The sequence below is a fragment of the Cohaesibacter haloalkalitolerans genome, assembly GCF_003574655.1.
Classification (GTDB): Bacteria; Pseudomonadota; Alphaproteobacteria; order Rhizobiales; family Cohaesibacteraceae; genus Cohaesibacter; species Cohaesibacter haloalkalitolerans.
In genome coordinates this window covers 832,625-852,301 of the sequence record NZ_QNUM01000001.1, presented here as the reverse complement: position 1 = coordinate 852,301, position 19,677 = coordinate 832,625, and the positions used below count along the sequence as shown (strand labels likewise).

The 19,677-nt window shown below is 58.6% G+C and carries 18 protein-coding genes; 10 read left to right on the top strand and 8 right to left on the bottom strand.

Annotated features, from left to right (window positions below):
- Positions 1-79: 79 nt before the first annotated feature.
- Positions 80-670 carry a shikimate kinase gene (locus DSL70_RS03665; RefSeq protein WP_119306497.1) on the bottom strand — a complete coding sequence of 197 codons (591 nt, stop codon included), beginning with the start codon at positions 668-670 and terminating at the stop codon, positions 80-82.
- A 229-nt stretch (positions 671-899) separates the two neighbouring features.
- Here DSL70_RS03665 and DSL70_RS03660 point away from each other — a divergent pair, with 229 nt between their 5' ends.
- From DSL70_RS03660 to DSL70_RS03645, 4 genes are all read left to right on the top strand, one after another.
- Positions 900-1,040 carry a histidine kinase gene (locus tag DSL70_RS03660; protein ID WP_119306496.1) on the top strand — a complete coding sequence of 47 codons (141 nt, stop codon included), beginning with the start codon at positions 900-902 and terminating at the stop codon, positions 1,038-1,040.
- Between the two features lie 60 nt (positions 1,041-1,100).
- A complete protein-coding gene (locus tag DSL70_RS03655; RefSeq protein ID WP_119306495.1) occupies positions 1,101-2,054 on the top strand; it encodes a site-specific tyrosine recombinase XerD in 954 nt (317 codons plus the stop codon).
- Positions 2,055-2,329: 275 nt separating this feature from the next.
- Entirely contained in the window at positions 2,330-3,283 is a 954-nt protein-coding gene (locus DSL70_RS03650; RefSeq protein WP_119306494.1) for an acetyl-CoA carboxylase carboxyltransferase subunit alpha, read from the top strand.
- Between the two features lie 436 nt (positions 3,284-3,719).
- Positions 3,720-4,910, top strand: a complete 1,191-nt coding sequence (locus DSL70_RS03645; protein WP_119306493.1) for a L,D-transpeptidase family protein — start codon at positions 3,720-3,722, stop codon at positions 4,908-4,910.
- A 170-nt stretch (positions 4,911-5,080) separates the two neighbouring features.
- Here the strand turns inward: DSL70_RS03645 and DSL70_RS03640 are convergent, their stop codons facing one another.
- Positions 5,081-6,544 (bottom strand): methyl-accepting chemotaxis protein, encoded by a 1,464-nt coding sequence (locus DSL70_RS03640; RefSeq protein ID WP_162916319.1) that lies wholly within the window; start codon positions 6,542-6,544, stop codon positions 5,081-5,083.
- 419 nt (positions 6,545-6,963) lie between these two features.
- Between DSL70_RS03640 and DSL70_RS03635 the strand changes: the two genes are divergently transcribed.
- Positions 6,964-7,971 (top strand): zinc ABC transporter substrate-binding protein, encoded by a 1,008-nt coding sequence (locus tag DSL70_RS03635; protein WP_119306491.1) that lies wholly within the window; start codon positions 6,964-6,966, stop codon positions 7,969-7,971.
- An 84-nt stretch (positions 7,972-8,055) separates the two neighbouring features.
- Here the strand turns inward: DSL70_RS03635 and ppk2 are convergent, their stop codons facing one another.
- A complete protein-coding gene (ppk2, locus tag DSL70_RS03630; RefSeq protein ID WP_119306490.1) occupies positions 8,056-8,907 on the bottom strand; it encodes a polyphosphate kinase 2 in 852 nt (283 codons plus the stop codon).
- Positions 8,908-9,121: 214 nt separating this feature from the next.
- On the opposite strand from ppk2, the gene DSL70_RS03620 reads away from it, so the two are divergent.
- Entirely contained in the window at positions 9,122-11,665 is a 2,544-nt protein-coding gene (locus DSL70_RS03620) for a DUF3772 domain-containing protein (protein WP_162916318.1), read from the top strand.
- The gene (locus DSL70_RS03615) at positions 11,649-12,224 is read left to right on the top strand and encodes a CAP domain-containing protein (protein WP_162916317.1); all 576 of its coding nucleotides are present in this window, start codon (positions 11,649-11,651) and stop codon (positions 12,222-12,224) included. Before DSL70_RS03620 ends, DSL70_RS03615 begins: the two co-directional genes overlap by 17 nt.
- Here DSL70_RS03615 and DSL70_RS03610 read toward each other — a convergent pair.
- Together DSL70_RS03610 and DSL70_RS03605 are read right to left on the bottom strand one after the other, a co-directional pair.
- Positions 12,191-13,258, bottom strand: a complete 1,068-nt coding sequence (locus tag DSL70_RS03610) for a GNAT family N-acetyltransferase (protein WP_162916316.1) — start codon at positions 13,256-13,258, stop codon at positions 12,191-12,193. The genes DSL70_RS03615 and DSL70_RS03610 overlap by 34 nt on opposite strands.
- Before the next feature lie 271 nt (positions 13,259-13,529).
- Positions 13,530-14,075: a DUF924 family protein gene (locus tag DSL70_RS03605; protein WP_119306485.1), complete on the bottom strand. Its 546-nt coding sequence runs from the start codon at positions 14,073-14,075 to the stop codon at positions 13,530-13,532.
- 125 nt (positions 14,076-14,200) lie between these two features.
- Here DSL70_RS03605 and DSL70_RS03600 point away from each other — a divergent pair, with 125 nt between their 5' ends.
- A complete protein-coding gene (locus tag DSL70_RS03600) occupies positions 14,201-14,461 on the top strand; it encodes a sulfurtransferase TusA family protein (protein ID WP_245418081.1) in 261 nt (86 codons plus the stop codon).
- A gap of 27 nt (positions 14,462-14,488) precedes the next feature.
- On the opposite strand, the gene DSL70_RS03595 is transcribed toward DSL70_RS03600, so the two are convergent.
- Positions 14,489-15,736 carry a D-alanyl-D-alanine carboxypeptidase family protein gene (locus DSL70_RS03595; protein WP_162916315.1) on the bottom strand — a complete coding sequence of 416 codons (1,248 nt, stop codon included), beginning with the start codon at positions 15,734-15,736 and terminating at the stop codon, positions 14,489-14,491.
- A 380-nt stretch (positions 15,737-16,116) separates the two neighbouring features.
- On the opposite strand from DSL70_RS03595, the gene DSL70_RS03590 reads away from it, so the two are divergent.
- Entirely contained in the window at positions 16,117-17,283 is a 1,167-nt protein-coding gene (locus DSL70_RS03590; RefSeq protein ID WP_119306482.1) for a M20 aminoacylase family protein, read from the top strand.
- Positions 17,284-17,396: 113 nt separating this feature from the next.
- On the top strand, positions 17,397-18,164 hold the full coding sequence (locus DSL70_RS03585) for a sulfite exporter TauE/SafE family protein (protein WP_245418080.1): 768 nt from the start codon (positions 17,397-17,399) through the stop codon (positions 18,162-18,164).
- Here the strand turns inward: DSL70_RS03585 and DSL70_RS03580 are convergent.
- Together DSL70_RS03580 and DSL70_RS03575 are read right to left on the bottom strand one after the other, a co-directional pair.
- Positions 18,148-18,879: an ABC transporter ATP-binding protein gene (locus DSL70_RS03580; protein ID WP_162916314.1), complete on the bottom strand. Its 732-nt coding sequence runs from the start codon at positions 18,877-18,879 to the stop codon at positions 18,148-18,150. The genes DSL70_RS03585 and DSL70_RS03580 overlap by 17 nt on opposite strands.
- Positions 18,866-19,627: an ABC transporter permease gene (locus DSL70_RS03575; protein ID WP_119306480.1), complete on the bottom strand. Its 762-nt coding sequence runs from the start codon at positions 19,625-19,627 to the stop codon at positions 18,866-18,868. The genes DSL70_RS03580 and DSL70_RS03575 overlap by 14 nt, the downstream gene beginning before the upstream one ends.
- Between the last annotated feature and the right edge of the window lie 50 nt (positions 19,628-19,677).

Genomic DNA, 19,677 nt, shown 5'->3' with positions numbered 1-19,677 from the left:
GTCGCATCACAGGGACAGTCCCGCATCACGAATAAAGAAACCCCGACCGGCCACAGCGCACAGATGCACAGACCTCCGCTCAGCTGTCGCCTTCAATGCCGGTGAACTGCTCAATCGCCTCGATGACCGAGGTGACAATCTGATCATGCGGCGCTTCCTTGGAGAGGACCATGACATCGGCGGTTTCATAGACGGGATAGCGCTCATCCATCAGCCGGCGCATCACCCCTTCAGGATCAGGGTCGCGCAGCAAGGGGCGGTGAGACCTGCGCCTGACCCGCTCCATCAGCACATCGAATTCGGCCTTCAGCCATACAGACACGCCGCGTTCAGCCACCAACTCGCGGGTCTCGGCATTCATCCAGGCACCTCCACCGGTGGCGATCACCTGATCGCCCTCGTCGAGCAGACGGGCAATCACGCGCTTCTCGCCATCGCGAAAATGCGCTTCCCCATGTTGCTCGAAAATTTCCGCTATGGTCATGTTGGCGGCAGCTTCAATCTCTTGGTCAGCATCACGAAACGGAATCGACAGGCGCTTGGCAAGGCGCCGCCCGATGGTTGTCTTTCCAGCCCCCATAAGACCGACCAGCACAATCGGGCGCCCCGCCAGGGCGGCCACGACCCGCGCTTCCCGTTCCTTGTTCTCAGCTGTATCCGTATCCGCCATGTGTATCCTGAAACCTGCCATCCTGTGCCGATGATAATCGGGGTCAGGTTTGCGCCGGAAAGGTTAAAGCTGTCAAGCAACCATTTCAAATTCAATGTGTTCAGACCGCCGCAGTCCCCAATTGAGCCAAAATGAATTGGAAAGCGATGCCAAACAAATGACATTAACAATATATTGATGCTAGGTTGGCAGATGATCGTTGCCGAAAACCCCAATCAAGGATTCTTCAATGCCTAGTCTGATCAAAGCGCTGGTGTTTCTTCTTGTTCTTGGCGGACTGGTCGCGGGCGGGATATTTGCCCTGGCCAATTTCGTCGAACCGACCCAGCGCGAGATGGTCGTCCGCATCCCGGCAAAAACCATCAACTGACACGCCAAACCCGATAGCCTAACCGATCGGAAGACCTGCGACAGGGATTGAGCTGCAACCGTGACACTGGCAAACCATCAGGCCATTCATCTGTTTCTGGATTCACTGAGCGCCGAAAAAGGCGCCTCGGGCAACACGCTTGATGCCTATCAGCGGGATCTGGAAGATCTCAACGAGACCATGCCGGAGAAATTCGAGACATGCGCCACCGAGGATCTGCGCACCTATATCGGCGAGTTGTCCGAACGCGGACTTGCCGCCTCCAGCGTGGCCCGCAAGATTTCGTCGATCCGCCAGCTGTTCCGCTTCCTCTATCGCGACGGCTACCGCACCGACGACCCCTCGACAGCGCTCAAGGCCCCCAAGCGCGCGCGACCGCTCCCCAAGATCCTGACCGTGCAGGAGGTGGACCGCCTGATCGAGGCCGCCCGTTTCAATGCCTCGCTGGAAGGCCCGACGCCGAAACGCCAGGTGCGGGCCATGCGGCTCTATGTGTTGCTGGAGCTGCTCTATGCAACCGGCCTGCGCGTCTCCGAACTGGTCACCCTGCCCGCCTCTGCGGCCCATATGGACGGGCAATTCCTGTCCGTTGTCGGCAAGGGCAACAAGGAGCGGCTGGTGCCGCTTTCCGACAGGGCCAAGGAAGCCATGCGCAGCTATCGCGCCATGCTGAAAGCCACAGGGCTACCGCAAGGGCTCAACGCCCAGCCGTGGCTGTTCCCCTCTTCGGGTGAGGACGGGCATTACACCCGTCAGGCCTTTGCCCGCGAAATGAAGGCACTGGCTGCAGGTGTCGGACTTGATGCCGGTTCCGTTTCCCCCCACGTGCTGCGCCACGCCTTTGCCAGCCATCTGTTGCAGAATGGCGCGAACCTGCGCGCCGTGCAGAAGCTGCTCGGCCATAGCGACATTTCGACAACCCAGATCTATACCCACATTCTCGATGAGCGGCTGATCGAGCTGGTCCAGCATCACCATCCGCTCTCGGATGATTTCGAACCCGATGCGGATTAAAATGGGCATGACCTATTTCCGCCATTGTCTTAATCATAGTTGTTGTTAATGGCCCAAAGCAAAGACCGACGGCGGTCTGTTGCTTGACAGCCGGACCGAAAAAAGGCCAACGTGGCCGCGACATATCGTTCAGGGCTTTCTCCATTGAAGAAAGCATGAAAAATGGCCCCGCTCCGCCGGATCTTGTCTCACCCGAATGCGCTTTCGCGCCGGGAGACAGAGGGAGTGTCAGGTGCCGTGGATACCAATAGGAAAGAAGTTGGATCAAACCCGCTATGCATAGTTATCTGGAATTCGAGAAACCCGTCGCCGACCTTGAAGGCAAAGTGCAGGAACTGCTTGTTCTGCAGCAGACTGGCGAGGCCGTCGATGTGGGCGACGAGATCAAACGCTTGCAGACCAAAGCGGACAACGCTCTCAAGGATCTCTATGCCAACCTGACCCCGTGGCACAAGACGCAGATCGCCCGCCACCCGGACCGCCCCCATTTCAAGGATTATGTTGCGGGCCTGATCGAGGAATTCACCCCACTGGCCGGTGACCGCAAATTTGCTGAAGACGAAGCCATTCAAGCCGGTTTCGGTCGCTTCCACGGCCGCCCCGTGGCTGTCATTGGACAGGAAAAGGGCAGCGACACCGAAAGCCGCCTGCGCCACAACTTCGGCATGGCCCGGCCTGAAGGCTATCGCAAGGCCGTCCGCATCATGGAGCTGGCAGACCGCTTCAACATACCCCTCATCACCTTTGTCGATACTGCCGGGGCCTATCCGGGCATCGGCGCAGAAGAGCGCGGCCAGTCCGAAGCCATCGCCCGCTCGACCGACGCCTGCCTTGCGCTGGGCACACCAAATGTTGCCACCATCATTGGTGAAGGCGGCTCGGGCGGTGCCATCGCGATTGCCACAGCAAACCGCGTGCTGATGCTGGAACATTCCATTTACAGCGTGATTTCACCGGAAGGGGCAGCCTCCATCCTGTGGCGCGATTCCACCCGCGCCGAAGATGCTGCCACCACCATGAAGATCACCGCTCAGGACCTGATGGACTTCAAGATCATCGACCGCATTATTTCCGAGCCTGTCGGCGGAGCCCACCGCGACAAGGCCAAGGTCATCAAGCGCGCCGGCAACATGATTGCCGACTGCCTTTCCGAATTTGATGGCATGAGCAAGGACGAAGTGCGCAAACTGCGCCGCGAGAAATTCCTGGCCATCGGCTCCAAGCTGTAAGGCAAGCGCCCTGAAGGCCCGAAACACGCTCCGGCGGCAGAGACTCTGCCGCCTTTTCTGTTTGCAACCTTCACAAAAGCGCAAGGCCTGTCGCTACGCCATACTCTGGCCTGATTGACGCTTCATGGGATGGTAACGATCTATCAATCTGTTTTGGTTAATTTTTAGTGAGGGCCGCCCCGCTGACACGCCCGCAAGATGGGCAAAAGCGGGAGACTGGATCAGGTGCCTTATCGTCGAGAGCAGCCGTTTGTGGCACTGCCCCCAAGGCGCGCCATCAAGCGGCCATCCCCTCTGCTCCCGATCATGTGACCGCCCGGATCCTTGCGTGACGCCAGACAACATGGCAAAACGGCCAAGTATGGAGCAATTGAGAGTGAAACTGGGTTTCTGCGTGAGAGAAGACAACAAGCACATAGTCCGTAAAGTCGCTCTGATGGCCGCCCTCCTGGGCAGCCTGGCCCTTGCCGGGTGCAACCCGGAACTGATCGAGGATGGCAAGGCATCCCAGCCGATTCCGATCAAGCTCAAGCACCAGATCCAGAAAATCGGTTCCACTGAAAAGGCTCCGCTCTATATCCGGATCTTCAAGGAAGAGTCGGTTCTGGAAGCATGGAAGCAGACCAAGGACGGCACCTACGCCCTGCTCAAGACCTATCCGATCTGCGCCTACTCGGGCGAGATCGGCCCCAAGAAGAGAGAGGGTGACCGACAGGCGCCCGAGGGCTTCTATGATATCACGCCGGGTCAGATGAACCCGAACTCGAGCTATTATCTCTCCTTCAACATCGGCTACCCCAACAAGTTCGATCGCTCCTATGGCCGGACGGGGGCTCACCTGATGGTGCACGGATCCTGCTCCTCCCGCGGCTGCTATGCCATGGAAGACGAGCAGATCGCAGAGATCTATGCCCTTGGGCGCGAGGCCTTTGACGGCGGACAGCGCGCCTTTCCCGTTCACGCCTTTCCGTTCCGGATGACACCGGAGAACATGGCGCGGGTAAGTGGCAAAGAGGATTTCGCCTTCTGGCAGAATCTCAAGAATGGCTATGACCATTTCCAGATCACCCACATTCCGCCCAAGGTTGACGTCTGCAACCGGACCTATGTCTTTGACGCTCAGGGCGCCAGCAGTTTCAACGCCACGGCGGCCTGCCCGAGCTACACGCTCGACCCGACCCTGATGGCGTCTCTGGAGAAACTGCGTGCGACGGAAAATGTCCGCTTCAACGAAGCCCTGACCAAGCAGCAACAGGCCAAGGCCAAGGCAGACGCCAAAGCCAACGACACCATGGTTGAAGCGCAGCTGGAAATCCTGCAGCGCAAGGATCGCATCGCCGAGGGCAAGAATCCCGATGGCTTCCTCGCAGGACTGCTGAAAGGCACGCCAACCACCACGCGCCAGACACCGGCTCCCGCACAGGCAATAGCTCCAACACCGACGGCAACACCTGTGGAGGCCGCACAGGCACCGGTTCAAAATGCCGGAGCTCCCGCCTCCAACAGCTTCTTTTCCAAACTGGGCTCCGCAATCAGCTCTCCCTTCAAGCCACTGTTGAAGCAAGAACAGGCCAGCGTCACCAGCGATGAAACCACCCTGACCACCTTGCCAGAAGCGCGCCAGTAGCCAGTCAGCAGCTACAAGCCGCATGGGAAATGCGCCATCGGGAATTACCCCATGGAATGAACAAAGGGTGAGCCGCAGCTCACCCTTTGTTGTTACTGAATGTATTATCTGATGCGACTTGGCCCCACTGGCGCACCGGCCCACAAGCCCGCAAGGCCATGCCCCTGCGCTCACGCCACCCGATAGCCCATGCGCACGCCGCCCCAGTGGCGCCCCTGCACATAGATCGGTGCCGACACATCCTTCATCAGCACATATTTGCCACCGCCCATGTCGCGGCGATAGGTCTGCAGCAAAAACGGCTCGGTATTCTGCCCGGCCACCAACCCGACCCTGTCATTGAAAATGCGGCGGTTGCGGCAGTTGGCAGCATTCCAGGCAGGGTCACTGCCCTGTGGTTTGGAAAAGGCCTTGTTGTGGGTCGGCAGATAGCCATTCTTGTCAACGGCGGCGACAAATACCACCATGTCATTCTCAGCGACAATCGGCTCCTGAAACTGCGGCATCACCCGGTCGGTCATGTCAGTGAAGGGGGCCAACACCTGTTCCGGATTCGAACCAGGAACCGGCGTGTAGCTGTAATCGAACAGGTCTCGCAGCGAAATGCGACCGGCCCTCACCTCCTCCTCAAAAGCCTGCCCGATTTCACCAGCCAGCCGCTGGATCGACTGAATGCAGAAGGTGTTTTCCGTTTCAACACCAGCCAGCGAGGAAGACGCGATCATCTTGTCCGACTTGCCAACGGACGTCAGCAAACGCTTACTGGCCTTGTCGAGGCCGGTGTGCGTCAGGTCAAACGCCTTGTGAACGGCGTCAACATCCCCCACGAGCGAGGCAAGAGAGCTGTTGTTTTCGGAGACCTGCGTTTCGATCGATGCCGATGCCTCGCGGATCGCCTCGAAGGCCTGATCCAGATCCTGAATCACGTCCTGCATGGCGGCGGTGCTGTGCTCGACCTCTCCCATGAAACTGCTGGCCTGATCGCTGAGGCGGATCAGGGCTTCGGCCTCGCTATCAAGATCGCTCAGCGTTGCGCCGATGGTCTCCGTTGCCTTGCTCGTCTGACCGGCCAGCGCCTTCACCTCGGAGGCAACGACCGCAAAGCCCTTGCCGGCTTCGCCTGCACGAGCAGCCTCGATGGTCGCATTGAGCGCCAGCAGGTTGGTCTGCCGGGCAATCGCATCAATCGCCCCGGCGACATCCCGCACCGACGAAAAGGCCTCCTGCAACCCCTGAAGCTGTTTGTTGATGCCCAAAACCGCCTGCATCAGTTCATCAACCCGTGCCAGAGTCATTTCCGACATCTGACGGCTGCGCCCGACATTGACCGAGGTCTTTTCGGCGATGGCAAAGGACTGGCTGGCCGATTTCAGGATCTGGTTGTTGGTCGCCTGCACCTCTTCAGACGCGGCAACTAGCTGCGATAGTGACTGGAAACACGCTTCCGTTTCCGCGTTGATCAGCTCAACCTCGCCCGCCACATCGGCCATGTCCTGCCCCAGATTGTTGAGGTCTCCGACCATACTGACGAGATTTGCATGATCCGACGATTGCCGGGCAGTGTGCCCGCGTCCCGGCTCAGATCCCATACCCTCGCCAAGGTCATCCGGGTTGTGCGCTGCCTCCTGCAGCACCGCGTTTGCCTGTTTTTCATCTGTTGTAATTCTGGCTCTCGCGAAATTAAACAACTCTCGCCCCTTTCGAAAATCGAACATTTCATTTCACATTTTAATCAAAGTAAGAAAACACCAATCATTGGTAAAAATTGCTGGTTAACGGCGAAAATTATTCGACTTTACTTCTCTCCTCTTTACTCATTGATAATCAGATATTACATTGAATGAAAATTAAACAGGGAAGATCAAAATAGTCTATTAACCCGCAAGGTCTTCAATTCACTGACAATTATCCTAAATATGCCACAAATGAGGGCTAATTGCCGCTTGACACATCAGGGAAAGCGGCTTAATCGTAACGTTATAACATTACATATTCATGGTTCTGCCGTGAATGCACTCAATGAGCCCACCCCAAAAGGCACGAAAATTCCATCATGTCCAATTGCACCATCCGCGCCATCAAGATCGCATCAACAGCCGCTCTCTTGTCAGCGTCCGTCAGCCTGACTGCACAGGCAGCCCCAAAGGTCGCAACCTCCATCGCGCCGGTCTATTCAATCACGGCAGCCATCATGCAAGATGTTGGCACTCCGAGCCTGCTGATCGATCAGGCGACCTCGCCACACACTGCCAAGCTGCAGCCCTCCGACGCAAAGGCCCTGCAGGAAGCGGATCTGATCGTCTGGATTGGCGCAGCACTGACCCCAAGTCTAGAAAAGCCGATTGAAACACTGCCCGCGAAGGCCCGCATCCTGACCCTGAGCCAGATCGAAGGATTGACAGAGCTAGCGGTCAGAACCGGCGGCAACTGGGAAAAGCATGTTCATGCCGATGATGACCATGACGAAGACCATGACGAAAACCATGACGCTGGCCACCAAGACGGGGATCATGAAGAGCACGACGATCATGACCATGAGGGCCATGAGGGCCACGATCCGCATATCTGGCTGGACCCACTCAACGGCATCGCCATGGCCAAGGCCATTGCGGAAAATCTGAGCGCGATCGATCCGGAAAACGCATCCAGATATCAGGCCAATGCCGAGACCTTCCAAACAAGGCTCACCGCCTCGATGGACACCATCAAAAAGGATCTGGAACCGATAAAGAACAAGCCCTACATCGTTTTCCATGATGCCTATCACTATTTCGAAAACCGCTTTGGTATCTCCGCTGTCGGTTCAGTCATGCTGCAGCCGGGCGTTTCACCAGGTGTCGCCCGTGTCCGCGAGATCCGGGCCAAGCTTAAGGACCTCAACGTGGTCTGCATCATGGCTGAGCCGCAGTTTTCCGACAAGATTCTTGATACCCTTATCGAAGACACGGACACCAAAATTGGCCAGATGGATCCTATGGGCACCAATCTCCAGCTCGGACCGGATCTCTATGACGCCCTGATGCATTACAATGCCGACAAGATCCGTGAGTGCCTGCAATAGAGGCAGCACGCCATCGGATAGCCACAGCAGACAAAAAAAGCGGGTGTTGGAACCCGCTTTTCTTTTGTCAGGCCTGACCCCGGCCTATTCCTCATGCTTGAGGAAATCATAGCCGAAGCCGAGAATTTCCGGATCGATATGCTCAAGCAGCGACTGATCCTTCTTGGGATAGGGCAGCTCATTGAGCAGATAGCGCATCATGTTGATCCGGGCGCGGCGCTTGTCATTGGAACGGATGACGATCCAGGGCGAATGCGGCTGGTGCGTTTCCTTCAGCATGCGATTGCGAGCCTCGGTATAGGCATCCCATTTATCCAACGCCTCCAGATCGATCGGCGACAGCTTCCAGTGCTTGAGCGGGCTGTGACGCCGATCATGGAACCGCTTCCACTGCATCTCCCGGCCGATATTGAGCCAGAACTTGAACAACCGCGTGCCGCTGTCCCGCACCATCTTCTCGAACCGCGGCGCATCAACGAGGAATTTCTCGGTCTGCTCCGGCGTGCTGAAGCCCATGACGGGTTCCACCCCGGCGCGGTTGTACCACGAGCGGTCGAACAGCACGATCTCGCCCCGGGTCGGCAACTGCTGGGCGTAGCGCTGGAAGTACCATTGCCCGCGCTCCACGTCGCTGGGTTTGGATAGAGCCACGGAGCGCACGTTGCGTGGATTGGTATATTGCGTGAGAACCTTGATGCAGCCCCCCTTGCCAGCCGCATCGCGCCCCTCGAACAGGCAGACGACACGCTCACCGGTTTCCTTGACCCATTCCTGAGCCTTGACCAGTTCGACCTGCAGCGCTTCCAGTTCTTCTTCATAGGTGCTGCGCTTGAGTTTGTCCTTGTAGGGATACCCACCGCTTTTCATCGCCTTCTTTGCGAGTTTTTCGGGAAACTCGGGGTTATCCAGTTCAAATTCCAAAGTCATCCTACTCATTCCACCTCTTCTGAAATGCACAATTCCCTCGAGCCTACTGCCAAGACAACCCCGACGCCAGCCATGAAGTTCCAAAACGCCATATTTCCTTCATATTTAGCCTATGGTTTGGGGGACGATCGAAGCGATTGAGTTCACCTTCGATTTCCTTTAGACAAAAAGACATATCGCTCTGCAGGTCTTGACTGAATCGTTTTTGCGAGAGGAAGCCTCCTTGGCCCACTTCACACCTGTCCGCCATTTGTTTTTCATCGTCAATCTGGTGTTCTGCCTGTTGCTTGGCGGCCTGTCGATGGCCAACGCCCAGAACGGCGACGCCAAAGATCAGACCGATTCCATGATCGCTCGCCTCGACCAGATCGAGGCGACGCTGAACCGGGAAACCCTGTCTGACCAGACCTATACCAGCCTCAGGGCAGACCTGACACAGATCGGCACCGAGGCCAAGGACCTGCAAGACAAACTGCAACCGCAATTGCAGGAAACCCAGGCCCGCGCCAACACGCTCAAGCCCGCAGACCAGAAGGATGGTACAGAGGCCAACCCGGAAACCGAGGAACTGGCCAAACGGCGTCAGGAACTACAGGCCCAGCTTTCCGAGCTGGATGCCCAGATCAAGCTCGTCTCCTCCGCAATCGTCCGCACCGAACAGCTCAGCAACAGGATCACGGTCGCTCGTCAGCAACGTTTCACCAGCCAGTTGCTCGAACGCAGCAACACCATTCTCGACCCGACCCTCTGGGTAAAGGGTCTTGCAGGGCTGATCACCACATGGCAGGTAACCCTCACCCTGCTCTCGGACTGGGCGAGCTATCTCTCGACCAAGGCGGCGGACCAGATCTGGTCGATGCTGGCGATGCTGCTGTTTGTCATCCTCTTGATTTTCGGCCCGTTGCGCATCCTGTTGTTCGTCGGCCTGTCACGGCTCGCAAGCCTGGAATCGCCCACCGCCCTGCAACGCAGCTATTTTGCCAGTTGGGCCGTCCTCGTCTACACCATCTTTCCGGTTGCCATCCTCTGGGCCATCACGCTGATCCTGAGCAATGCCAACCTGCTGCCCGGCCGCATCGAACTGTTGCTCGACCACCTGTCGTTCGTTGTTTTCAGCGGCTCCCTGTCCTATGGGCTGGCCCGCGTATTGCTGGCGCCGGGGCGGCCAAGCTACCGGCTGCTCAAGCTTGAAACCGGCGATGCCCGCAAGATCTTCAGTGTCGCCCTGGCCCTGATCGTCACTTTCATGGTTGAAACTCTGGTCAATCAGGTTGATGAACTGCTGTTCGCACCGCTGGAAACGACCATCTTCCTCAATGGCGTGGCGGCTGTGCTGATCGCAGTTCTCGTCTTCATCGGCCTGCGCCTGCTGATCGCCGCTCAGCCCGACCAGTCGGTAGCGCCGGTGGAAAGCGAGGAGGTTCAGAACGGCTTCTCCCTGCCCCGCTTCATCCGTCTCCTGCAACCACTCGTCTGGCTCGTCTGCCTGATTGTTGGCGCCGCCCCCATCCTCGGCTTTGTCTCGCTTGGTGCCTTCGTCGCCGAGCAGATGGGACGCCTGTTTGTCATTCTGGGCCTGTTGGGCATCCTGTCCGCGCTGATCGACAACTTCCTGCTGGAATATCTGGGCTCGACCGATGGCCCCAAGCAGCGCATTTCCAAGGCCATGGGTGTCTCGACGAGCGCCGTCAACCAGCTTGGCGTGCTGTTGAACGGCATCGTCCGTGTGTTGCTCTATCTCAGCGCCGCCCTGCTGATCTTCTCCCCATGGGGCGTTGAATCGACCGACTTCCTGTCCTCGCTCAAGAATGCGATCTTCAACGTCAAGCTGGGTGACCTCACTATCTCGCCGGTCAATATCCTTGGCGCGCTGCTGGTGTTCATCATCGCCATCGTCCTGCTCAAGAGCGTTGAACGCTGGATCGAACAGCGATGGCTGCCAGCCACCAACCTCGATTCGGGCCTCAAGAGTTCCATCCAGACCAGCCTTGGCTATCTGGGTGTGATCATCGCGGCGATGATCGCCTTTTCCTACATGGGCCTTGACCTGTCGAATATCGCCCTCGTTGCCGGTGCCCTCTCGGTCGGCATCGGCTTTGGTCTCCAGAGCATCGTCAACAACTTCGTCTCCGGCCTCATCCTGCTGGTGGAACGCCCCATCAAGACCGGCGACTGGGTGGTTGTTGGCAGCGATCAGGGCTATATCAAGAAGATCTCCGTTCGCGCCACCAAGATCGAGACATTCGATCGGGCGACGGTTGTCGTGCCCAACTCCGAGCTGATCTCCAACCGGGTCATGAACTGGATGCACAACGGCTCCATGGGCCGGATCATCGTTCCTGTCGGAGTGTCCTATGACGCAGATCCGGAACAGGTACGCCAGATCCTGCTCGACGTGGCCGATGCCAATGGCTATGTCACCAGCTATCCGGCACCGGTGGTCTATTTCATGGATTTCGGAGCATCATCGCTCGACTTCGAGCTGCGCTGTTTTGTTCAGGACGTCAACAACTCGATGACGGCCAAAAGCGATCTGCGCTTTGCCATATTCAAGGCGCTCAAGGATGCTAGGATCGAAATTCCCTTCCCGCAGCAGGACGTGCATGTGCGTTCGGTCACGGTGCCTGAAGAATTCAAGCCAGTCGCCGAGGAGCCGCGAAAAAAGCTGCGGAAAACCAGATCGCGCCCTAAAGCGGACGAAGTCGAGGTGGAAGACAGCGCCTCTGACAATTCATCTGATGGGGATGCCGATGCTGCCGAAAATTAGTCTCTACCCGATAGCCGCGCTGATTCTTGCCGCTGCGCTGGCAAGCTGCGCCGAGGGGCCGGGGCCCGGAAGCCCGTCCATGTATGCCAATCTTGGCAAGGGCAACGTGAGTGTTGATCCGCAGGAAGCGCTCAACATGCTCAACGTCTATCGCAAGCGCCACGGTCTTTCGACCCTGACCCTTGATGCAAAGCTCAATGCCGCGGCACAGGAAGAAGCGAACGCCATGGCCAAGGCCGCTCAGGTCAGCCATGCGCTGACCCCGGACCTCACGCTCATCAAGCGTCTCGAGCGGGCGGGTTATGATCCGGTACTGGCCACCGAGAATATCGGCGCCGGTTACTATACGCTGGCCGAAGCCTTTTCCGGCTGGCGCGATTCCAGTCGCCACAATGCCAACATGCTCAAGGAAGGGGTAACCCAGATGGGCATTGCCACCCAGTTCCGGGGTGATGCGAAATACAAGGTCTTCTGGTCGCTCATTCTGGCCAAGCCGGACGAGCAGAAGTTCCAGCAGCCCGTGTCTCAGACCCGGCCAAGCGCCCTTTTCGCCCAGTAGCGCGCCGTATCTCTGGTGCTATAGGCCGAACACAACCCTTGTGCCGCGACCCGACCCAATCCGGTGAGCGGCACAAACAGCGTTGCCAGTTGGCGACGGCCCGCCCAGATATGTTCGGCCACCGGATGGCCACTGTCGGCAAGGCTGTCGATATAGTCGACACCGGGGTCGGAAACCGCCTGACGGCTGACCTCAAGCAGGATCTGCACTCCGGGCGAATAGCGTTTGTAGACGTCATCCATCCCGGTCTTCCAGGTGAACAGTCCCCGTCCGCAATGGAAGGTCACCAGCCCCGAAAGGCAACGGCCGTCCAGCACCATCAGGTCGATCTGCGCCCGCCCATTGGCCAGCATGCCCGGCAGGAACGCATGGGCAAAGGCATTGAGTTCGGCATTGACCGCCAGCGCCGTTCCCCTGTTGGCCTTCCAGCCGGAAGCCTCGACGCGCAGAAAGGCCTCTATGGCCTCGTTATGGTCGAGCCCGTCCCGCGTTGACTCAAATTGCAAGCTTCCCAATTCCTCCAGCCGACGCCATTGCCGTCCGGTGGTCTTTCGCTTGTTGCGGCTGAGCTGCAAGCCACCATCGTCCTCGCCCACTGCACTGCTTTCGCAATTGAGAAAGGCTCTGGTGTGCTCGCGCGTCCGCGGAATCAAGCCCTTGGCTGTGTTGCGTCCCAGCCTCAACGATACCCAGTTTTCCAGCCAGCCATATTCGCGGGCCTGCATCGGGAAATAGGGCCAGATCAGAACCTGGGCGTCAGAGGCCTCGGCCAGCTTGTCGAGCCCGACGTGGAAGTCGGCCTCACTGCGCAGGTGGTAGCCATCCGGATCCCAGAAGGCGCCGCCAACCGGACCATAGCCATGCGCCCAGAAGCGGGCAGAGCGCGCACCCAGCGTACTGGCGCCCCTGAGATTTTCATAAGGGAACCGATAGCCGCCAGACTGAACAACCTTGAGCCCTGACGCGGAAATCCGACCTTCGCCAGCGCGCATGAACAGTTCATCGACAAACGGATTATCAAAACGATCAGTCAAGCAGGTCTTTTCCTGAATGAACCTTGTTTGCTGGAGCATCTGATCAGTTCCCTGCAAGCAGATGTCATTCGCGCAATCGGTTGCCCAATGGGAAATGACAGTCTCGCATAAATCCGTTTCCGAAAGGCAAACATCCCGAACCATGGAACGTCACCGCGACAAGCCCGCAGGCCCACTCAATTTAAGTAGTTTCATATACGAAAAATACACTATGCGAAACAAAATCATCTACAAATGGTTAACTGCACCTGGCGCAACCCTGCCGGATTGATCACCCCGCAAAGCCACCGTCGGCCAGGAATTGCCGTTCCTCGGCGCTGGACTCCCGCCCCAGAACCCCATTGCGATGCGGAAAGCGCCCAAAGCGGTAGATGATGTCGAGATGCTCCCGTGCCGCCTTGATCGCCCCCTCTATGCCAGTCTGCTCCATCCATCTGAGGCAGCTCTGCTGATCGGCCAGATCTTCGGAATGCATCATCGGCATGACGGCAAACTGCTGCTCGGGCCCAGAAAGGCTGTCCCATTCGGGCTGCCGGACCATCTCGTGGGCCAGCGCAAGGGCAACCGCATCCTGCGAGAAAGCATCAGGAATACCGCGATAGAGATTGCGGGAGAACTGATCGAGCACAATGATCAGAGCCTGCTTGCCACGGAAGGTTTCGCGCCAGTCATCAAGACGCCCCTGCCGGGCCTCTTCCAGCGCCATGCCAAACCCGACCCGGATTCGCATGTCAAAGGCATTGTTCTTGGCAAACCAGAGTTTGGGGTCAGCGGAAAACCAGAAATCCAGAACATCATTTGGTGCAATCATCATCATCTCGCAATTCTATGTAAAAACACGTTGTAGCATCCTTGCTGATTTGAATGAAAAACAGAAGACAAATATAGTCGCCAGCAAGGAACCCCGTTCGGGGGCCACATTCAATGGTAAAAGAGAGCGGTATGTCACAGGGCGGCAGGAAAGGCGGCGCGATGCAGGAACTGGATTTGTCAGACCTCAAATGTCCCTTGCCGGTGCTGCACACACAAAAGGCATTGGCAAACATGGCAGAGGGATCGCGACTGCATGTGCTGGCGACTGATCCGATGGCCGCCATCGACATTCCCCACTTCTGCACTCAGAAGGGGCATCGACTGATCGAGGCCAGCCAGTGCGGCGACCGGCTGTCCTTCATCCTTGAAAAGGGAAGTGGGCAGGATTAACCCCGCGCCCGTCCCGAAGCGCGGACGTCAGGGCTTGGGTCGCGGCAACTGAGCAAGCCGGATGACGTCACCCTTCTGCGGCTGGGCTGGCTGGACTGGCTGGGCCGCAACCTTTTCCTTCGGCGCAAACTGCGGCAGATGCGGCAGCGATGGCGGCAGAATGACCGGCTGCTCCACGGAGCGAACACCGGCATAGACTCGCACTGGATCCATCAGCGTGAAGCGCGGCGACAGATAGCTGACGTTATACTTGACCTCCGGGGTCCACTTGACCTGCCCGTTGGGGCAAACCTGAGACCGCATGTCCCCCACCGACCTGATGGGGCCGAAGGCTGTTTCCTGCGTGATCGGAACACCAGAACCTGACCGCATGTCCTGACGCTCAAAGCCCTCGGTCAGCAGGAAGGCTGCCGTCTCGGCCCGGATCTGTGAGGTTGGAGCCCCCATGACCACCGCCATCAACTGCCGCCCGTTGCGGGTCGCAGCGCCGACGATGTTGTAGCCGGACGCACAGACAAAGCCGGTCTTCATGCCATTGGCGCCACGGAAATGCTCCAGCAGCGTGTTGTACGAGCGCAGAACCCGCTTGCCATGACGAATGGCCGGGATCTGGAACAGGGTCCTATATTGCGGAAACTCGATCAGGATCTGCCGGGCCACAACAGCCATGTCCCGAGCCGAGGACACGTGGCCGGAGGCGTAGAGGCCATTGGCGTTGACAAAATGCGAGGCATGCATGCCAAGCCGCTGGGCTTCCGCATTCATCCGCTCGGCAAAGCCCGCTTCGCTGCCACCGACCCGCTCGGCAAGCGCAGCGGCAATATCATTGGCCGACTTGACCAGCATCATGCGCAGCGCATTGCCAACGGTCAGCTTGGTGCCAACCGGCAGGCCCATCTTGGCAGGCGGATAGGACAGCGCATGCTCGGACACGGTGAGCACGCTGTCCTCGGAAATCTCGCCCGTTTCAATTGCCCTGAAAATCACATAGGCGGTCATCAGCTTTGTCAGCGAGGCCGGATACCATTTCTGGTTCGCGTTCTTCTGATAGAGCACATTGCCCGTTGCCACATCCATCAGCAGCATCGGATTCTGCGAAAGCTCCAGCTCTGGCTTCGGAGCCTGACCGGAGGCCGCTTTCGCACCGCTTGCATTGGCCCATGCGACCTGCGCCTGAACAACGGCCAGCACCAGCAGGAATGTGGTGACAAGGGGCCGAAAAACAGCACGTCGGGCAAGCGAATACCGGCGTCTGATGACGATAAGGTCACTCATGAAGAACTGAAACTCCCAAAGGAAATGGCAATGATAGGACGGGCGGCTGCGTTTCATCTCTATCGCAAGATAAAGGCACGAACAAGACAAGGCCAGAGCAAAAGCCCCAAAAACACCTCAAATCACTATGCAGGAAAGGATCAGTGCATTTCCTTAGAAAGCCTGCGAAGAAGGCCACCATTTCCAACAAAAGCCCTTGCCCCGCTCCGGCCATCTGACTAATCTGGCCCCATTGCATGGCACCCCCGAGAGCCGTGCCCATCCCAGTCAGTCTTGTGCGCGAAGCTGTCCTTCATAGCGCCGCACACGGACACAAAACCAAAATCATCACTGATTGACAAAGCCCGAACAAGCCTTCCGGAAAGACAAAGGTCAACCCAATGCCCATTATCAATCGAATTGCCGAATTTCAGAACGAGATCCAGAAAGTTCGCCAGGACCTTCACCAATATCCGGAGCTACAGTATGACGTCCACAAGACGACCACCCGAGTCATTGCCGAACTGAAATCCTACGGCATCACCAACATCACCTCAGGTGTTGGCAAATCGGGCGTTGTCGCCGTCATTCAGGGCAAGAGCAACAAATCGGGCCGTACCATCGGCCTGCGCGCGGACATGGATGCCCTGCCGCTGCACGAAGCAACCGGCAAGCCCTATGCCTCCAAGGTCGAGGGCAAAATGCACGCCTGCGGCCATGACGGCCACACCTCGATGCTGCTCGCAGCCGCCAAATATCTGCAGGAAACCCGCAATTTTGATGGTGAAGTCGTTCTCATCTTCCAGCCGGCCGAGGAAGGTGGCGGCGGCGCCCGCGCCATGGTCGAGGACGGCCTGATGGATCGCTGGAACATCGAGCAGGTCTATGGCATGCACAACTGGCCAAACGTGCCACTGGGCGCGTTCCACACCCGTCCGGGATCCTTGATGGCATCAGCCGACCGCATTTACATCAATGTCGAAGGCAGTGGCGGCCATGCTGCCAAACCGCATGAGTGCATCGACACGGTGTTGGTGATCGCGGCCATCATTCAGGCGGTGCAGTCCATCGCAAGCCGCAATGTCGACCCACAGGATTCCATCGTCATTTCCCTGTGCCACGTCGAAGCCGGCTTTACCGACAACGTGATCCCGCAAACCGGTCTCATCGAGGGCACTGTGCGCACGCTCAATCCGGAAACCCGCAACATGGCCGAAAAGCGCCTCAGAGAAATCATCGAGGGCACGGCGGCCGTCTATGGCGCCAAGGCAACCCTCGACTACAAGCGCGACTACCCGGTGACCGTCAACCATCCGGCCCAGACAGAAATCGCAGTCAAGGTGGCCAAATCCATCTCGGGCGCGGACAAGGTCGAGGACAATATCGTCGCCACCATGGGCGCAGAGGACTTCTCCTTCATGCTGCAGGAGCGCCCGGGTGCCTTCATCTTCATCGGCAACGGCGACTCGGCCCCACTGCACCATCCGGAGTATGATTTCAACGACGAGATCATTCCGATCGGAGCCTCCTACTGGGCCAAGCTGGTTGAAGAGTTGCTGCCCGCCTGATGACAGTCACAGAGAGCCGGGTCAAAGCCCGGCTCTTTTTTTGCCCCTCCCCGACGTATCGAGACGTATCAAGACGTATCAACATGTGCCCTCAACAGACGAGACAATAGCCGTTGCTCGAAGCCCTGCCCCTGTTTGCCAACACCCAACTCGACGAGATCACCCTCTGGGGTCTGATCTTTGCCAGTTATTGCACATCGGCCTTCACAGCGGCCTTCGGCATCGGCGGCGGGGTGGCACTTCTGGCCATACTCGGCATGGTCATCCCCGTCACCACGCTCATTCCCCTGCACGGAACGGTGCAGATGGGATCCAACGCCGGACGCGCCTGGCATTTGCGCAGCCACATAAGATGGCGGCTGATCGGGCTATTGCTCGTCGGCTCGGTTGTCGGAACCATCATCGGTTCGCAGATCGTCGTTGCCTTGCCTGATGCCGTGCTGAAAATCATTCTTGCCCTGTTCGTGCTGACCATCACATGGCTGCCAACCCCGCGGCTCGCCGCCAGAGGCGACAGCATCGTCACCGTCGGGGCGTTGATAGCGGCGATTGCCAATATGTTCGTGGGCGCAACAGGGCCGCTGATTGCAGCCCTGATATCCAGCCGGGTTGCAGATCGTAAACAGGTCGTGGCCACCCACGCCACTGCAATGACCCTGTCGCACGGCCTGAAGATCATCGCCTTCGGCTTCATCGGCTTTGTCTATACCGACTGGCTGGGTCTCATTGGTGCGATGATCCTGTCCGGCTATCTGGGCACTCTTACCGGCAGCAAGCTGCTGCACATCATGGATGAGGGGCTGTTTCGCAAAGCCTTCCGGGTCGTCATCACGGCCCTCGCCCTGCTCATGCTCGCTGGCGGCCTCAAGGGCTTCCTCTAGAAGCGGAGAGCAATGCCTGCTCGATCCGATCGGCCAGCGCCAGACAGGATGGGCCGGAGCGGTCTTTCGCCCCATCGAAGCAGGCCACGATGCGAGCCGGGGCTTCTGACAGCACCCAAATCCGGTCAGCCATCGCGGCGGCGTGTCGGGCATCGTGGGTCACCATCACGATGCCCATGCCCCGATCAGCGACACGGGAAAGCAGCAGGGTTTGCATCTGCCTGACCAGCGCAACATCAAGACCATCAAACGGTTCGTCGAGCAGCAACAGGTCCGGCTCGATGACCAGCGCCCGCGCCAGTGACACCCGCTGCCGCATGCCGCCTGAGAGCTGATGGGGAAACTGCCGGTGACTGGCCCTCGGCAGGCCCACCGCATCCAGCATCGCCTCTGCCCTCGCCACCCGTTCGCGCCCCGAGACGGGTTGTGCCTTGAGCGCGAAGGCAACATTGTCCAAAGCGTTGCGCCATGGCAACAGACGCGGTTCCTGAAACATCTCGGACAATCGCTCTGCCCGACAGGCAAGCTTCCCCTCTGCGGGCTGATTGCCTCCAAGCACCAGCGACAGCAGCGTTGTCTTGCCAGCCCCGGAAGGCCCCATGAGGGCAACCACCTGTCCGCGCCGACAGGCGAGATCGATGCCCGACAGCACCACTCGCTCGCCATAAGCAAACCCAACGCCGGAAAGCGCAAGCAGGGCGTCATCCATCGCCATGGCCCTCCTCCTCTTGCCGCCAGACATGCATCCGCTCACGCACCAGCCGCAACAACAGCTGGTCCAGCATGATCAGGATAGCCACCACCACCACGACCCAGGCCAGCAGCTCGGCCGTATCGACTCGTGCCCGCGCAGCCGCGATCCCGTCGCCAATGCCGCCGGAGCCGGAAAGCAGCTCAGCCATAATAGACACCTTCCACGACATCGCCAGCGTGGTCGCAAGGGCCGGATAGAGATAGCCCAGCATATGCGGGGCATAGACATCGAACAGCATCGCCCGGGGCGGAGCACGGAAGGCCCGCGCCATTCTGGCCAGATCACTGTCAAGGCTTCGCACAGCCTGAACAGCGGCGGCAAAAACCATCGGCGCCGTGGCAACCGCCACAGTGAACACCACCGCCCACCGGCCTCCGAACCACAACAGCGCCAGCACCACCCATGCAATCGCCGGAACGCCCAGAAGAATGATCGCCACTGGCTGCAACAGAAAGCGCAGTTCCTCGAACCGACCCGCAAGCCCACCGGCAACAACGCCAATCAGCACGCTGAGGCACCAGCCCGTCAGCGCATTGAAGGCCGTGGCCTGAAGCGCATCCCCAACCTCACCGCTCCCGATTAGCCGCTGAAGCTTGACAAGAGTTTCGCCAACACCGGGCAGAACAAGAGAGCCATAGGCAACATGGCCCGCCTGCCAGAGCACCAGCATCAGCCCGACCCCGGCCGCAAACAGCAGGGCGCGACGCATCCCCCTGCCCCTTTTTCCCCGTTGTGTTCTGCGCTGATCGGTCTTGCCCA

What these genes read in the sequence shown, in the direction of transcription:
- DSL70_RS03665 (WP_119306497.1), bottom strand. Translation starts at nt 670, where the DNA reads ATGGCGGATACGGATACAGCTGAGAACAAGGAACGGGAAGCGCGGGTC.
- DSL70_RS03660 (WP_119306496.1), top strand. Translation starts at nt 900, where the DNA reads ATGCCTAGTCTGATCAAAGCGCTGGTGTTTCTTCTTGTTCTTGGCGGA.
- DSL70_RS03650 (WP_119306494.1), top strand. Translation starts at nt 2,330, where the DNA reads ATGCATAGTTATCTGGAATTCGAGAAACCCGTCGCCGACCTTGAAGGC.
- DSL70_RS03645 (WP_119306493.1), top strand. Translation starts at nt 3,720, where the DNA reads ATGGCCGCCCTCCTGGGCAGCCTGGCCCTTGCCGGGTGCAACCCGGAA.
- DSL70_RS03635 (WP_119306491.1), top strand. Translation starts at nt 6,964, where the DNA reads ATGTCCAATTGCACCATCCGCGCCATCAAGATCGCATCAACAGCCGCT.
- ppk2 (WP_119306490.1), bottom strand. Translation starts at nt 8,907, where the DNA reads ATGAGTAGGATGACTTTGGAATTTGAACTGGATAACCCCGAGTTTCCC.
- DSL70_RS03615 (WP_162916317.1), top strand. Translation starts at nt 11,649, where the DNA reads ATGCTGCCGAAAATTAGTCTCTACCCGATAGCCGCGCTGATTCTTGCC.
- DSL70_RS03605 (WP_119306485.1), bottom strand. Translation starts at nt 14,075, where the DNA reads ATGATGATGATTGCACCAAATGATGTTCTGGATTTCTGGTTTTCCGCT.
- DSL70_RS03600 (WP_245418081.1), top strand. Translation starts at nt 14,201, where the DNA reads ATGTCACAGGGCGGCAGGAAAGGCGGCGCGATGCAGGAACTGGATTTG.
- DSL70_RS03595 (WP_162916315.1), bottom strand. Translation starts at nt 15,736, where the DNA reads ATGAGTGACCTTATCGTCATCAGACGCCGGTATTCGCTTGCCCGACGT.
- DSL70_RS03590 (WP_119306482.1), top strand. Translation starts at nt 16,117, where the DNA reads ATGCCCATTATCAATCGAATTGCCGAATTTCAGAACGAGATCCAGAAA.
- DSL70_RS03580 (WP_162916314.1), bottom strand. Translation starts at nt 18,879, where the DNA reads ATGGCGATGGATGACGCCCTGCTTGCGCTTTCCGGCGTTGGGTTTGCT.
- DSL70_RS03575 (WP_119306480.1), bottom strand. Translation starts at nt 19,627, where the DNA reads ATGCGTCGCGCCCTGCTGTTTGCGGCCGGGGTCGGGCTGATGCTGGTG.